The sequence below is a fragment of the Carnobacterium sp. CS13 genome (genome assembly GCF_016653495.1).
GTDB lineage: Bacteria > Bacillota > Bacilli > Lactobacillales > Carnobacteriaceae > Carnobacterium_A > Carnobacterium_A antarcticum.
In genome coordinates this window covers 1,357,307-1,371,058 of record NZ_CP067364.1, presented here as the reverse complement: position 1 = coordinate 1,371,058, position 13,752 = coordinate 1,357,307, and the positions used below count along the sequence as shown (strand labels likewise).

At 37.9% G+C, this 13,752-nt stretch carries 16 protein-coding genes; 13 read left to right on the top strand and 3 right to left on the bottom strand.

Annotated elements, in window-relative coordinates:
* Positions 1–137: 137 nt before the first annotated feature.
* Positions 138–2,258, top strand: a complete 2,121-nt coding sequence (locus JHE06_RS06635) for a peptidoglycan D,D-transpeptidase FtsI family protein (protein ID WP_201088291.1) — start codon at positions 138–140, stop codon at positions 2,256–2,258.
* A 52-nt stretch (positions 2,259–2,310) separates the two neighbouring features.
* Here JHE06_RS06635 and JHE06_RS06630 read toward each other — a convergent pair whose 3' ends face one another.
* Both JHE06_RS06630 and JHE06_RS06625 read right to left on the bottom strand, forming a co-directional pair.
* Positions 2,311–2,814, bottom strand: coding sequence for a hypothetical protein (locus JHE06_RS06630; RefSeq protein ID WP_201088290.1), 504 nt, complete (start codon positions 2,812–2,814; stop codon positions 2,311–2,313).
* A 24-nt stretch (positions 2,815–2,838) separates the two neighbouring features.
* Positions 2,839–3,189: a hypothetical protein gene (locus tag JHE06_RS06625; RefSeq protein ID WP_058918648.1), complete on the bottom strand. Its 351-nt coding sequence runs from the start codon at positions 3,187–3,189 to the stop codon at positions 2,839–2,841.
* 459 nt (positions 3,190–3,648) lie between these two features.
* Here JHE06_RS06625 and rpmG point away from each other — a divergent pair, with 459 nt between their 5' ends.
* The 8 genes from rpmG (at position 3,649) to JHE06_RS06585 (ending at position 8,877) form a co-directional block, all read left to right on the top strand.
* On the top strand, positions 3,649–3,798 hold the full coding sequence (gene rpmG / locus JHE06_RS06620) for a 50S ribosomal protein L33 (protein WP_034536796.1): 150 nt from the start codon (positions 3,649–3,651) through the stop codon (positions 3,796–3,798).
* A gap of 100 nt (positions 3,799–3,898) precedes the next feature.
* Positions 3,899–4,456 (top strand): 5-formyltetrahydrofolate cyclo-ligase, encoded by a 558-nt coding sequence (locus JHE06_RS06615; RefSeq protein WP_201088289.1) that lies wholly within the window; start codon positions 3,899–3,901, stop codon positions 4,454–4,456.
* A gap of 79 nt (positions 4,457–4,535) precedes the next feature.
* Positions 4,536–4,844, top strand: coding sequence for a hypothetical protein (locus JHE06_RS06610; protein ID WP_058918646.1), 309 nt, complete (start codon positions 4,536–4,538; stop codon positions 4,842–4,844).
* A gap of 187 nt (positions 4,845–5,031) precedes the next feature.
* A complete protein-coding gene (locus JHE06_RS06605; RefSeq protein ID WP_058918645.1) occupies positions 5,032–5,730 on the top strand; it encodes a rhomboid family intramembrane serine protease in 699 nt (232 codons plus the stop codon).
* Between the two features lie 18 nt (positions 5,731–5,748).
* Complete coding sequence (locus JHE06_RS06600; RefSeq protein ID WP_201088288.1) at positions 5,749–5,964, top strand: YqgQ family protein; 216 nt, start codon at positions 5,749–5,751, stop codon at positions 5,962–5,964.
* 22 nt (positions 5,965–5,986) lie between these two features.
* Positions 5,987–6,973 carry an ROK family glucokinase gene (locus tag JHE06_RS06595; RefSeq protein ID WP_058918643.1) on the top strand — a complete coding sequence of 329 codons (987 nt, stop codon included), beginning with the start codon at positions 5,987–5,989 and terminating at the stop codon, positions 6,971–6,973.
* Between the two features lie 302 nt (positions 6,974–7,275).
* Positions 7,276–8,385, top strand: coding sequence for a hypothetical protein (locus JHE06_RS06590; RefSeq protein WP_201088287.1), 1,110 nt, complete (start codon positions 7,276–7,278; stop codon positions 8,383–8,385).
* A 99-nt stretch (positions 8,386–8,484) separates the two neighbouring features.
* Positions 8,485–8,877, top strand: a complete 393-nt coding sequence (locus JHE06_RS06585; RefSeq protein ID WP_201088286.1) for a rhodanese-like domain-containing protein — start codon at positions 8,485–8,487, stop codon at positions 8,875–8,877.
* A gap of 83 nt (positions 8,878–8,960) precedes the next feature.
* Here the strand turns inward: JHE06_RS06585 and JHE06_RS06580 are convergent, their stop codons facing one another.
* Positions 8,961–9,191: a helix-turn-helix domain-containing protein gene (locus tag JHE06_RS06580; protein WP_058918640.1), complete on the bottom strand. Its 231-nt coding sequence runs from the start codon at positions 9,189–9,191 to the stop codon at positions 8,961–8,963.
* 154 nt (positions 9,192–9,345) lie between these two features.
* Between JHE06_RS06580 and JHE06_RS06575 the strand changes: the two genes are divergently transcribed.
* Genes JHE06_RS06575 through JHE06_RS06560 form a run of 4 tightly spaced genes read left to right on the top strand, consistent with a single transcriptional unit; the run spans position 9,346 to position 13,562 of the window.
* Positions 9,346–10,083, top strand: a complete 738-nt coding sequence (locus tag JHE06_RS06575; protein WP_058918639.1) for a glycerophosphodiester phosphodiesterase — start codon at positions 9,346–9,348, stop codon at positions 10,081–10,083.
* A gap of 14 nt (positions 10,084–10,097) precedes the next feature.
* Entirely contained in the window at positions 10,098–11,054 is a 957-nt protein-coding gene (miaA, locus tag JHE06_RS06570; RefSeq protein WP_328706716.1) for a tRNA (adenosine(37)-N6)-dimethylallyltransferase MiaA, read from the top strand.
* A gap of 9 nt (positions 11,055–11,063) precedes the next feature.
* Complete coding sequence (gene hflX / locus JHE06_RS06565) at positions 11,064–12,305, top strand: GTPase HflX (protein WP_201088284.1); 1,242 nt, start codon at positions 11,064–11,066, stop codon at positions 12,303–12,305.
* A complete protein-coding gene (locus JHE06_RS06560) occupies positions 12,306–13,562 on the top strand; it encodes a methionine gamma-lyase family protein (RefSeq protein WP_058918636.1) in 1,257 nt (418 codons plus the stop codon). It begins immediately after the preceding gene.
* The last annotated feature ends 190 nt before the right edge of the window (positions 13,563–13,752 follow it).

Here is a 13,752-nt window from a genome sequence, read left to right as displayed (position 1 = left end):
TTTTTCGGAAACCAAACGGCACTCACAAACTAGAATAGCATAGATTACTAAGGAATAATTAAAATTTTCTTCATTCAATGGTTAAATTCAATCAAATTTGTTACAATGAGGAAAGTTTAATGGAATAGGAAGGTGTAGTGTTGAAATCGAACAAAAAGAAAAATGATAAGAAAAGATCCCATATTCCTTTTCGTTTAAACCTCTTGTTCTTCGTGGTTTTTTTGCTTTTTGCAACGCTTATTTTGCGTTTAGGTTATCTGCAGATTGTAAAAGGTGAAGAATTTGAAACGCAAGTGCAACGAACAGAGACTACATTAGCAACTGGGACAGTACCTCGTGGCGAAATTTACGATAGCCAGCACCGTAAGCTTGTCGGAAATAATCCTCTTCAAGCCATTACATATACGAGAGGAAAAGGCGTATCCGGTGAAGATATGGCTAAAATTGCTTTGAATTTGGCAAGTTATATAAAAATGCCGCATGTCACTCAAGTGGAAACAGAGAAAGACTTTGATTTATCGATTAGAGACTTGAAAGATTTTTGGGCAGTTTTAAATGAAAAAGAACTAAACAAACGGTTAACTGAAACAGAAAAAAAGCTGACTGGATCAGAGCTTTATCAATTGCAAATTGATCGTGTGACCGATGAAGACATCCAATTTTCAGAAGAAGAATTAGAAGCAGCAGCTATTTTTAAACGAATGAATGGCGCCTATGCGCTGTCAACGATCAACATCAAAAGCGAAGATGTGACCGATGAAGAAATCGCAAGAGTCAGCGAAAATCTTTTGGCTTTGCCTGGGGTTGATACTGGCACAGACTGGGTTCGGACATATCCAGAAGGAGAAATGCTGAGAAGTATCTTAGGAGATGTTACGACCGAAGCAGAAGGGCTGCCAGACAATAAAGCAGCTACTTATTTAGCTAAAGGCTATGCTCGCAATGACCGGGTTGGGAAAAGTTACTTAGAACAGCAGTACGAACAAGTTCTAAGCGGTTCTAAATCAAAATCTGCGACAGAGACCAATCAAAATGGCGATATTGTGAATACCATTCAAAATTATGTTGGAGAAAAAGGCGATAATTTAGTATTGACTATTGATATGAATTTCCAAAAAATCGTTGAAGAAATTGCTTACAATTCCCTCGCACAACATCGTCAAGGGTTGAATGACCGCGTATACGTTATTGCCTCTGATCCAAATACAGGTGAAATAATGGCGATGACTGGCCAAAAAGTAAACCCGAAAACGGGTAAAATTGAAGACGATGCATTAGGCGCGATTAGTAGTGCTTATTCGATGGGATCTTCTGTTAAGCCAGCAACGGTATTGGCTGGATATATGGATGGAGTAATCACGTTAAATGACAATACAATAGTGGATGAACCATTAAAGTTCGGAAGAAATGCGGGGAATTCTATCAGTTCGGTGTTTAACCGAAGCGGAAGTGTAGCAGTGAACGATATTACTGCGTTGGAACGTTCATCCAACGTTTACATGTCTAAAATTGCAATGCGTATGGGAGGACAATACACGTATAGTTCAGGAATAAATTTGAGTATTGATGGAAACGAAGTTATCAACAAATTAAGAGGGTATTACGCGCAATTCGGATTAGGCTTGAAAACCGGAATCGATTTGCCGAATGAAGGTTCTGGTTTTGTGGGTTCGGATATCACCGGCGTCCAACCGCTCTTCTTTTCTTTTGGGCAATACGATACGTATACGCCGATTCAAATGCTCCAATATGCATCTACTATTGCTAATGGAGGAAAACGAATCGCACCAAGAATCGTCGACGAAATCCGTGGAACAGATGAAGATGGGAATCTAGGAGTTTTAGAAACTCAATTAGGTTCCGAAGTATTGAATACCGTTAACGTTGGCGAAACAGAGTTTTCTCGTGTACAGCAAGGAATGTATCAAGTAATTCATGGGGCAAATGGTTCGGCTAGAAGTGCTTTTATCGGAGCACCATATGATGCCGCTGGGAAAACAGGGACAGCTGAAGCTATCTACGATGGACCAGTGGAAAATGCAAAAGGCTCCTCAGTGATCAATCGGACGTTTATCGGCTATGCACCGTTCGATAATCCTGAAATTGCTGTCACGGTGGTAGTTCCTTATTTACCGATAACAAATACCAACAGTGAAAATACAACTATTGGCCGACAAGTGTTAGATGCATACTTTCGAGTAGGGAAATATGCTCAGCTAGACGATGAACTGGAGAAAGAAACGACAACCGAAGAATAATAACACAGAAAAACCCTTCTAATCATAATGATTAGAAGGGTTTTTCTGATGTTTAACGACCCATCAAGGCATCTGCAATTTGTTGAGAATCCATTTCACTGGTAACTTCATAAGAACCAGGACGCAGAAGAGAAACATAATTATTCTCATCAAGAAACTTTTCGAAATCAGAAGGATTTTCGATGATTCCTTGGTCAGCTAGTTGTTGAACAGCTACACTGCTAGGATCTCCATTATTAATGATAATGGTTGTTTTAGTGACAGCTGGTTCGCTTGAATCTTTTTCAGAAGAATCTGTTTCTTTTGGTTCTTCTGAACTGGCTGATTCAGCAGTGTCTGAACTTTCTTTAGATAAATTGGCAACTTCTGTTTCTGCCAACAATTGTTCATACTTTTCTTTATAGGATAACTCTTCTTCGCTTAATTCAACGGTTTCGTTTGAAGCCGGTTGTTTGGCAACAGCAGCTGGCTCATAAAGGAAAAGACGGTATCCGGCAAGAACGATGGCAGAGACTAAAAATCCTACTGCCAAGTAACGTAATGTGGGTCTACTCATTCAAAAAGCTCCTTTAATTTGTTTTTAGTTGTTTTCGAGATATTCATCGACAACCACTTTGATGGTCGCTTCAGATAATCTTGTTTGATTAGCGATATCTTCAATTGCTACTCCTTGGGTATACAAGGTGATGACATGTTTTTTCAAGACATCGTGTATTTTGGCTGAAGTTGCAATTTCTTCTGTATGAATGTTTAATTCTTTTTCTAAAACAGAAACACGCTTCTTTAATTGAAAAATATCTTGTAACAGTTGAAGAGACAATTCTTCAAATTCTTCTTTGATTTTTTCACCGTTATCTTTTTTATAGAAAGACCATCCAATCAATCCGATGGCGATGGCTAATAAAACAATTACTATTACCCATAAGTCCATTATTTTCACCTCTTTTATTTAAACTCAAAATCAATTTTACCACATTCTAGTTTAGAAATGTAAAAAGTGAAAAAAAACTTAATGAAAATATAAAAATACATCAGCTCATTACAATCGTATTGTTTTTAGAAGAATAACGAACATTTATTGCGAAAGCCTGCATACCACTATTTGTTTACGATATTAATAAGACAACAGCTGTGTGGTTAAAAGTTTAGAAAAGAGTCTGATTCATTTCAATACGCTTAAGTCTTTCTTTAGTCAGGTATTTTCTTGCAGTATTTGTTGTTCATCCTCAACTACTGCAAAAAGCAAGCATGAAGATACACACGTAAAGTAAAAAAACTTTACAACCTTTAAAAAAATACTAGCATGTTTTTGAAAAAAGTGATATGATATTCAAGTCAGAAGATTACGGAATGTAACTTCAAATATTGTTTAGTGCTTGGAGGGAAAATCATGCGTGTAAACATCACATTGGAATGTACTGAATGTAAAGAACGTAATTACATCTCAAAGAAAAACAAACGTAACAATCCGGACCGTGTAGAATTCAAAAAATACTGTCCGCGCGAACGCGTTGTTACTCTACATCGTGAAACAAAATAACAACAGATCTCTGTTGTTTTTTTGTGGCATAAATCATATACGAAGTAAAAAATGCTGAGAGATTCTTTCTCAGCATTTTTTACTTAGGAGGAATTACCCGATGACCAAACAAGGAATCCGCAAACAAATCATTGAACGATTAAAAGAATTAACCGGCAAGAAAAAAATAGAACAAGAAGCAGCTATTTTGGCACGCCTTTTCCAAACGGTGGAATGGAAAGAAGCTAAAATCATTGCTACTACAATGGCACAAGAAATGGAATTAAACACCCGACCCATTATTGAGAAAGCATGGGAAGAAGGGAAACAGGTAGTGCTTCCTAGAGCGAAAAAAAACCGGATCATGGATTTCGTTAGGTATACTTCAGAAACACCGATGGAAACTTCAACATTTGGTTTATCAGAACCAGCGGCTGCCTTGCCCGCTATCCCGAAAGCAGACATTGATATGGTAATTGTTCCTGGATTAGCTTTTTCTGAAAAAGGATACCGTGTTGGTTTTGGTGGCGGCTATTATGATCGTTTCTTAGCTGACTATACTGGGAACACCGTTTCACTAGTTTTTAACGAGCAAAAGATACCTTCTTTTGAAATAGAATCTTTTGATATTCCGATCGGCCTTTTAATTACAGTCAATGAAACGAAGCAGACTATTTGATTTTTAGAATTCATTCTGTTTGGTGTCTAAACGTTCCTTTGGTATACTCTTAGTAATAAGAGAAAGGACGGTTTTGTAAATGGATGATGTATGTGAAGTGTTTTTTAGCAATGGACAGTCTCTAAGAATCAACATGTCTCAAAGAGCCTTTATTGAGCAAGTGAGCACAGAAGAGGGTGTACTGGATAACCGTTTAATTTTGATAAAAAATAAACAAGGTGAAGCTGTTTACGTGAATCCTTTACAAGTTGTTTCTATCTCGACACCGTTCGCGCTATCAAAAGATGAACTGTTTACTTTATCGGAACAACAGGAAGATAAAGAACGAGCAGAGCATAATTTGGAAGCGATTCAAGATTTAAGTGAAAATATTGATAATATGGAATAAGGTAAAGAGTCAGCTTTGCAGCTGGCTTTTTTTGTTTGCTGAAAACGGAAGATACATTGAGCATCGACTACAGCTCTTTTCTTTTTGTTACCGTGAACAGGCTTGTTTTATGCTATAATTAAAAAATAGCGCTACGCTTTTATTTTTTAGTTAAAAGATACAATAAGACGAGAATGGAGTTGATCAATTGGATTACCAAACGGAAATGAAAATAAAACGTTTTTTTAAGCAGCCGCTTTTGACATATGCCTTTTTAGGCCTTCAAATATTACTGTTTATCTTAATGACCTTTAACGGGGGCAGTACGAATACCCATACGTTGATTGAATACGGTGCAAAATTTAATCCTTTTATTGTTTTAGGAGATTGGTGGCGTTTATTTACGCCGATGTTTCTGCATATTGGTTGGATGCACCTTTTACTCAATTCAATTATTTTATACTATCTAGGAATTCAACTGGAAAGTATTTTTGGTCATTGGCGTTTTGGATTGATTTATCTATTAAGCGGATTTGCTGGAAATGCAGCTAGTTTTGCTTTTAATAATGCTATTTCTGCAGGAGCCAGCACCGCTATATTTGGACTGTTCGGAGCTGCTCTAATGTTAGGGAAAACCTATCCTAATAATCCAGCTATTCAGCAGATGTCCAAAAACTTTATGTTGTTGGTTTTAATTAATTTAGTCTTTGGTGTTTTTGATTCTTCTATTGATTTGGCAGGGCATATTGGCGGACTTGCAGGAGGCTATTTGTTAGCAACGGCTATCAGTACGATAGATCCATTACCGCGTTGGAAAAAACGTCGTTTGCAATTTGGCGGACTTTTTCTTGTCATGGTGATTTTACTCCTAGTCATAGGTTACGTGAGAACTCGATTTCTTTTTTGATCAATAGGTGGTGAGTGCGTGAAAACAATGTATGATGTGCAACAGCTGTTAAAACGTTACGGTATTTTTATTTATGTAGGAAAACGGTTATGGGATATTGAGTTGATGTTGATTGAATTGAAAAAAATTCATGAGCAAGGCTTAATTGAAAATGATGAATATATGACAGCCCTTTTGATTCTTAAACAAGAACATCGAATTGAAGAATCAAAAGAAAATCAGACGAAAAAATAAGCAGTGTTGGAGGAAGAAGTACATGTCAAAGAAATTAATTGGGATTGATTTAGGCGGAACAACAGTAAAATTTGCGGTATTGACAGAAACCGGTGAAATTCAACAAAAATGGAGCATCATAACCGATATTTCCGATGAAGGTGCAAAAATAGTGCCAGCGATCGTCGCATCTATCAATGAACACATTGAACGATTTGGAATGTCGGCAGCCGATTTTATCGGTATTGGCATGGGTTCGCCAGGAACGGTCGATCGCGAAAAAGGTACGGTTATTGGGGCTTACAATTTAAACTGGAAAACGTTGCAACCAGTAAAACAACTGATTGAAAGCGGCACAGGAATTCCTTTTGCCATAGATAATGATGCCAATGTTGCCGCTCTTGGAGAACGCTGGAAAGGCGCTGGAGAAAATGAAGATGATATGGCGTTTCTAACCTTAGGCACTGGTGTGGGGGGCGGAATCGTAGCAGAGGGACACTTGCTGCATGGAGCTGCAGGCGCCGCTGGAGAAGTTGGACACATAACGGTCGAACCAAATGGATATGACTGTACCTGTGGTAAAAAAGGATGCCTTGAAACAGTGGCTAGCGCAACAGGAGTTGTCCGCTTAGCGAGAGATTATGCTGAGGAGTACGCTGGCGAATCAAACTTGAAAGTTATGGTCGATGATGGACAGCTGGTAACCGCAAAAGATGTGTTTGAATTTGCTAAACAAAAGGATGCTTTAGCAGTTCATGTGATCGATAAAGTAGCTTTTTATCTAGGTTTGGCTTGTGGCAATATAGCGAATATTCTTAATCCTTCTACGATTGTTATTGGCGGAGGCGTATCCAATGCCGGAGAATTTTTAACAGATCAAGTACAAGATTACTTCAACACCTTTACTTTCCCGACGGTTCGCGACAGTTGTAAAATACGTTTGGCACAATTGGGTAATGATGCAGGCGTAATAGGCGCTAGCTCGTTAATTAAAGGAATCGTGGCTAAACAAGTTGAAGCAGCCGACTAAATTAAGATAAGAAATGGAGAGAAACCCTAAAACCATTAGGGTTTCTTTTTTTTACTTTGTATTTGCAGGCGCTAATTAAAAACAGGAAAAGTTATCTTTAAGCGGCTCATTTATTTACTATAGAGAAAAAGCACTCTTTTACTGGATAAAAAATAAGATAATACTGATTAGAGCTGTTTTGAGAATAGCTAAAAAATGCTAAAGAAAAATTCCTATGGTATAATTAGCTACAGGAATAAGATTAGAAAAGGGGTAGACAGTATCAACTCAACTGATAACAACCGAAAATATAAGGTGATGAAATGAGAAAAAAAGTACCAAAAACCATTGGAATTGGAATATTCGTGCTGCTTTTTGCTGCCGTTTTATTTTTGGGGGGCTGTAGCAAAGAGCACCCTAAAGAGACTGGAAAAGCAGAAGAAGAACATGTTTATCATGAACTTCCAATATCTTATGAAAGTTTCAGAAAAGTCATCGGTTGGCTTTCTGATGAAGAAATACTGGTGCATGCTGGAGAAATGAATGCTGATACATTGTATCGATTTAATCTTTTTTCCGGTAAATTGACCCCGATATACGAAGCTGGTAGTATTATTTTGACCGCAGCCATCTCTGAGAATAAACAGCAAATTTTTATTCAAGTTGCTGGTGAAGCTGGCGGAGAATTGCGTATTATTAATTTAGCTGGAGAAGAGCAGCAAAAATTAGCAATTGAAACGAATGGGTATTTAAATGTTCAATGGAACCCAGTAGAACAAAACCAATTATTTATATCTTATTATCAATGGGAAGAAGAAATGGTTGTTCAAAAATGGGACATTGAGACAAATCAATTAAAAGACATCAAATCAAATTCATTAACGCCGATTTGGTATTCTGAAAACCTTTATTTATATGTGGATAATACTGGAGATTTTTTATTGAAAACAGGGGAATTGTATATGGGCGATATTCGTAACGATGAGGTGACGCGGATTCGGAATCAAGTCTCTGGCTTCTTCTTAAGCAATGACACGTTCGTCACATTTTCACCATCTGATTTCAGCAAAAACGAGTTGCTTTTAACTCGTCAGTATCCATTTATGGTCGACAAAGGATTCATTACCGTACCAAAAGTTTCAATGAATGAACGTTTAGTTTTTCCTTATTTGACACAATCAGGCAGAAAAGAAGCTATTTATGGAGTATTTGCTAAAGAGCCAACTCAATTAGAGTTAGAAACAGGTGAATTTGAGTTTGGTAAATTAAATTTTGATACGCGAAAAATCGAACCTATCGTCGATGTGCCGGATAATGCACCTATCAGCATTGCTGGAAATGGTCGATACAGTTTGTATGGTTGGCGTTTTGAATATATTATTGATTTGGAACAAAAGAAAGTCTATCCTTTGATTCCAATGGAGACCCCTTAAGGATCTTAGAAAACAAGCTTTATAAAAAAATGCTAGTAAAATGCTTTCTTCTTGTGTACAATTATTCATGTGAGTACGAGAAGAGAGGGGCATTTTGAATTGAATGGAAATGTACTATTAAATACAATTTTATTGATCATTATTATAGGATGGGGCGGTTACGAACTGTATCAATACTTTAACCGCAAACGTGCTGCAGTTGAATTAACAGAAGAAGAATTTAAAAAAAATATGCGGAAAGTTCAATTGATTGATGTTCGTGAGAAAGCTGATTTTGATGCTGGCCATATTCTAGGTGCTCGAAATATTCCTTTTTCTTTGTTTAAAACGAGAATGGTAGAGATCAGAAAAGATCAACCAGTTTATCTTTATGACCACAATAAAGCTTTAAGTGGGCGTGCTGCAGTTAAATTGCGTAAAGCGGGCTATGAAGACTTGTATCGTTTGAAAGGCGGTTACCGTGATTGGACCGGCAAAGTTAAGAAAAAATAACAGCATAAAAAAATTCGCCTGCTAAGTGAAGAGGCGAATTTTTTTATGCATTTTTCGAAAAAATTCTATTACTAAAAATCAGGTCAGTCTTCATCTTTAATGTCGCTGTCTTCGGGTAAGGTTTCATTTAAATAATCCTGCAACTCAGCTTTATATTTTTCTAAAGCTTTAAAGTAAAGATTAAATTGTTCTTTATTGACCAATAGATTTTCACCATCGGATACGGTGCGGATTTGTTTTTCACGAACAAGGCGATAGACCTCTGAAATCGTGAGATCCAGATATTCTGCAGTTTCTTCAAGCGTTAGATACATCTGACACACCTCCGTTCTTTTGATATAGTTTATTTTACGCTATTTCACTTAAAAATACGAGGAAAATACGTTTGCCTTAACAGTCGACAATAACGGTTCATTCTATGAATATGTTATAATAAAAACGTTATCGTTGGTAAGTGGAGGTGTTTTAATGAGAAGAACAGAAGTTATCGCTCATAGAGGCAGTAAAGGAACACATCCTGAAAATACACTTCCTGCTTTTGAAGAAGCTTTAAAAGCAGGAAGTGACGGAATTGAATTAGATGTCCAACTGAGTGGAGATCAAGAACTTGTGGTGATCCATGATGAAACAGTAGACCGGACGAGTGATGGCCATGGTTTGGTAGGTGAGTTTACTTTACAAGAATTAAAAACTTTGGATGCGGGCAGCTGGTTTGCTTCGGAATACGCATTTAGCCGTATTCCTAGTTTGCAAGAAGTTTTTGATTTATTGAACAGCTATCAGTATACTGGTGTATTAAATATTGAGTTCAAAACAAATAAATACCCTTATCCAGGTATCGAAGAAAAAGTGATGGAACTGGTTTGCCGACAAAATTGGCCGTTCGCTATTGAATATTCAAGTTTTAATTATCAAACTCTTAGACGTGTGAAAAAATTGGACCAATCCAATAAAATAGCTTTACTGTTTGAACAAAGTGAAGGGGCGATAGAAATATTGGATAATCGGTTTCTTGTCACTATGTGGCACCCAAAATTAACATGGCTTCGAGAAATCAGCGAGTCCAATGTACCAAAAATCCCTACTCGTCCTTGGACCGTCAATCATAGCCATGACTTGGACTACTGTTTCAGTAAAAGAACATATGGTGTTATCACTGATTACCCAGCAAAAGCTCTCGCAATTCGAGAAAAATGGCAATCATAGAAACAAAGGAGAATATTGTGACTAAACCGAAAATTATCGTTATTGTAGGACCAACAGCTGTTGGCAAAACAAGTTTAAGCATTGCATTAGCCAAACGGTTTGATGGCGAAATCATCAGTGGCGATTCAATGCAAATTTATAAACAGTTAGATATCGGAACAGCAAAAGCAACTTTAACAGAACGGTCTGGAATTCCTCACTACTTGATCGATGAAGTTTCAGCTGCAGAAAATTACACTGTTTCCGACTTTCAAAAAAGAGCTAGATGCTTGATCCAAGAAATCAGTGCTAAAGGCAAGGTCCCGATTATTGTTGGCGGAACGGGCTTATACATGGAATCTTTATTGTATGATGTGAGTTTTGGCGGAAAAGGAGAAAATGATGGAATTTTTCGGGCTGAAAAAGAAGCAGAAGCTGCAGAACATGGCTCGATTTATGTGTGGGAAGAACTAAAAAAAGCAGATCCCATCGCAGCCGAGAATATTCATGTTAATAATGTCAGACGAGTCATTCGTGCTCTGGAAGTCCTTCATGTTACTGGTCGTCCTTTTTCTGCTTCGCAAAACGAACGTGAAACAAAAGAACCTTTATATGACGCAAAAATTATCGGATTGACCACCGATCGAGCGCTTCTCTATAAACGCATCAATAAGCGGGTGGAAGAGATGATCGATCAAGGATTGGAAACAGAAGCACGTTGGTTAGTTGAACAAGGATTGCAAGAAGCTCAAGCAATGCGCGGCATAGGCTATAAAGAATGGCTGCCTTATTTTAATGGAGAAGGAACAGTTTCGTCAGTTGTAGAATCCATCCAACAGAATTCCAGGCGGTATGCTAAGCGTCAATTCACTTGGTTCAGAAACCGAATGAAAGATGTTGAATGGTGGAATTTAGTGGAACGTCCCGAATCTGAAAAAGATCTCATTGAGGAAGTCCAGCAATTTTTAAATCAAACTACACTAGAGAGGTAGGATGTAACGATGGAAACTAAAAAAGAACAAGAAAAAGTAGTGCTTGTCGGTGTTCAAACAAACGAAACAGATCAAGATTTTGCCTATTCACTAGATGAGCTCGCTCAGTTGACAGAGACAGCTTTAGGAAAAGTTGTCGGCGAGTTGACTCAAAAAAGAGAGCGTTTTGATCCTAGAACATTTTTAGGTAAAGGCAAACTGGAAGAGTTAGGACATTTAGTTGAAGAGTCTGCAGCAGATGTCGTCATTTTTAACCATGCATTAACACCGGGACAAACCCGAAACATTCAAGAAGTCATTGATGTGAAAATTATTGATCGAATCCAACTAATTTTAGATATTTTCGCTATGCGTGCTCAAAGCAAAGAAGGCAAACTGCAAGTTGAACTGGCTCAATTGCAATATATGTTGCCTCGTTTAGCTGGACAAGGAATCAATTTGTCGCGTTTAGGTGGAGGAATCGGAACTAGAGGTCCTGGTGAAACCAAATTAGAAACAGATCGTCGTCATATTCGTGATCAAATCAGCGATATCAAACGTACGTTAAAAGAAACAGAAAAACACCGTGACCGTAATCGTATACAGCGGAAAGAAAGCGGGACCTTCCAGATAGGGTTGATGGGGTATACAAATGCTGGCAAATCAACGTTGTTAAACAAATTGACACAAGCCGAAACGTATGAAGAAAATCAGTTGTTTGCTACATTGGATCCTTTGACTCGCAAACTAGTCTTACCGTCAGGGATGAATGTTACATTAACAGATACGGTTGGATTTATTCAAGATTTGCCAACAGAATTGATTGAAGCTTTTCAGTCAACATTGGAAGAAACTCGCAATGTAGATCTGTTGCTGCATGTAGTAGATTCTTCTGCAGAAAATATGGCTGGGCATGAAAAAACAGTTATGCAACTATTGAAAGAGTTAAAAATGGATCATATTCCTATGTTGACAGTTTACAATAAAAAGGATTTGGTTGACGGTATGTTTTTCCCAAGCCTATACCCCAATGTATGGATATCAGCTAAAGAACCTGCGGATATTGCTGTTTTACTGGAAGAAATCACGAATCATATGAGAGAGATCATGGTTCCTTATCAAATTGAAGTAAACGCAGCAGAAGGCCATAAATTGGTTCGTTTAAAACAAGAGACGTTGCTGCTGTCAGAAACCTATGACGAAGAAAAAAACGTTTATATTGTAAGAGGCTATACAAAGAAAGAGTCAAAATGGATTGGAGAGAGTCACTAAATGAGTTGGAACAGTCACTATGCACCCGAATTAATCGAGAAAATAAAAATGGTTGAGGAAAAAATCAAACCTGTTCATGAGCAGATTCATGAAGTTGCTTTGGCCAATCAAAATAAAGTATTAAGCAGTTTTAGAAATAAAAAAGTTTCAGAACAAAACTTTACGCCTTCGACCGGTTATGGTTATGACGATTACGGCCGTGATGTGTTGGAAGAAGTGTATGCTGATGTTTTTAAAGCAGAAGCGGGTCTAGTAAGACCGCAGATCATTTCAGGAACCCATGCTATCGCAACAGCCTTATTTGGAGTGATGCGTCCTGGAGACGACCTGTTGTACATTACGGGATCGCCTTATGATACGTTATTGGAAATCGTTGGAGTAACCGGTAATGGCATTGGGTCTTTTAAAGAATATCAAATGGGGTATGACCACGTTGATTTATTAGAAGACGGTAGTGTCGACTTTGAAACAGTCAAAGAAAAAATCACAAAAAAACCAAAAGTGGTTGCCATACAACGTTCACGCGGTTACGCTGATCGTCCTTCTTTCACGATTGAAAAAATCAAGGAGATGATCGACGTTGTTAAAACCGTTCATCCAACAGCGATTATTTTTGTAGACAATTGCTACGGTGAATTTGTTGAACAAAAAGAGCCTATCGAAGTCGGAGCTGATTTAATGGCGGGTTCGTTGATTAAAAACCCAGGTGGCGGTTTAGCTAAAACAGGCGGCTATATTGTAGGACGTTTAGATTTAATAGAAGCTTGCGGATACCGTTTGACTTCTCCAGGAATCGGGCGTGAAGCAGGGGCTTCTTTATACAGCCTGCAAGAAATGTACCAAGGGTTTTTCATGGCACCCCATGCAGTTGGAGAGGCTTTAAAAGGCGCGGTGTACACTGCAGCTTTATTGGAAACCTGCGGAGTAGACAGTTCGCCGAAATGGAACGATCCGCGAACAGATTTGATTCAAATGATTTCATTAAACGACAAAGACAAAATGATCCAATTTGCCCAAACGATTCAAAAGTATTCACCTATTAACGCTCATGTGACTCCGGTTGGAGCTTATATGCCTGGTTATGAAGATGATGTCATCATGGCTGCTGGAACATTTATCCAAGGCTCAAGTATTGAACTAACAGCCGATGGTCCGATTAGACCACCTTATACATTGTACGTCCAAGGCGGGTTGACATATGAACATGTCAAATTGGCAGTAAGCTCTGCTGTATCGGAATTGTATTATCCTCAATAGAAAAAACCTCCCATTAGATTTTTTGTTAATGGGAGGTTTTTTTAGGTAGACCAATATAAGCAAAACTCACACAATCATGTCAGGAAAGTTTTGACAAATCAAATAAGCCTTGTTAAAGTGGAAAGAAATAAAAGATTTATTCATGTGAAATGCGTTGAAAGTTGGACAGTTTTGTTCGTTCAGTTAGAGA

Bases quoted from the DNA above. Each gene is read 5' to 3' on its own strand.
- JHE06_RS06630 (WP_201088290.1), bottom strand. From the start codon at position 2,814: ATGAGTAGACCCACATTACGTTACTTGGCAGTAGGATTTTTAGTCTCT.
- JHE06_RS06625 (WP_058918648.1), bottom strand. From the start codon at position 3,189: ATGGACTTATGGGTAATAGTAATTGTTTTATTAGCCATCGCCATCGGA.
- rpmG (WP_034536796.1), top strand. From the start codon at position 3,649: ATGCGTGTAAACATCACATTGGAATGTACTGAATGTAAAGAACGTAAT.
- JHE06_RS06615 (WP_201088289.1), top strand. From the start codon at position 3,899: ATGACCAAACAAGGAATCCGCAAACAAATCATTGAACGATTAAAAGAA.
- JHE06_RS06610 (WP_058918646.1), top strand. From the start codon at position 4,536: ATGGATGATGTATGTGAAGTGTTTTTTAGCAATGGACAGTCTCTAAGA.
- JHE06_RS06595 (WP_058918643.1), top strand. From the start codon at position 5,987: ATGTCAAAGAAATTAATTGGGATTGATTTAGGCGGAACAACAGTAAAA.
- JHE06_RS06590 (WP_201088287.1), top strand. From the start codon at position 7,276: ATGAGAAAAAAAGTACCAAAAACCATTGGAATTGGAATATTCGTGCTG.
- JHE06_RS06580 (WP_058918640.1), bottom strand. From the start codon at position 9,191: ATGTATCTAACGCTTGAAGAAACTGCAGAATATCTGGATCTCACGATT.
- JHE06_RS06575 (WP_058918639.1), top strand. From the start codon at position 9,346: ATGAGAAGAACAGAAGTTATCGCTCATAGAGGCAGTAAAGGAACACAT.
- hflX (WP_201088284.1), top strand. From the start codon at position 11,064: ATGGAAACTAAAAAAGAACAAGAAAAAGTAGTGCTTGTCGGTGTTCAA.
- JHE06_RS06560 (WP_058918636.1), top strand. From the start codon at position 12,306: ATGAGTTGGAACAGTCACTATGCACCCGAATTAATCGAGAAAATAAAA.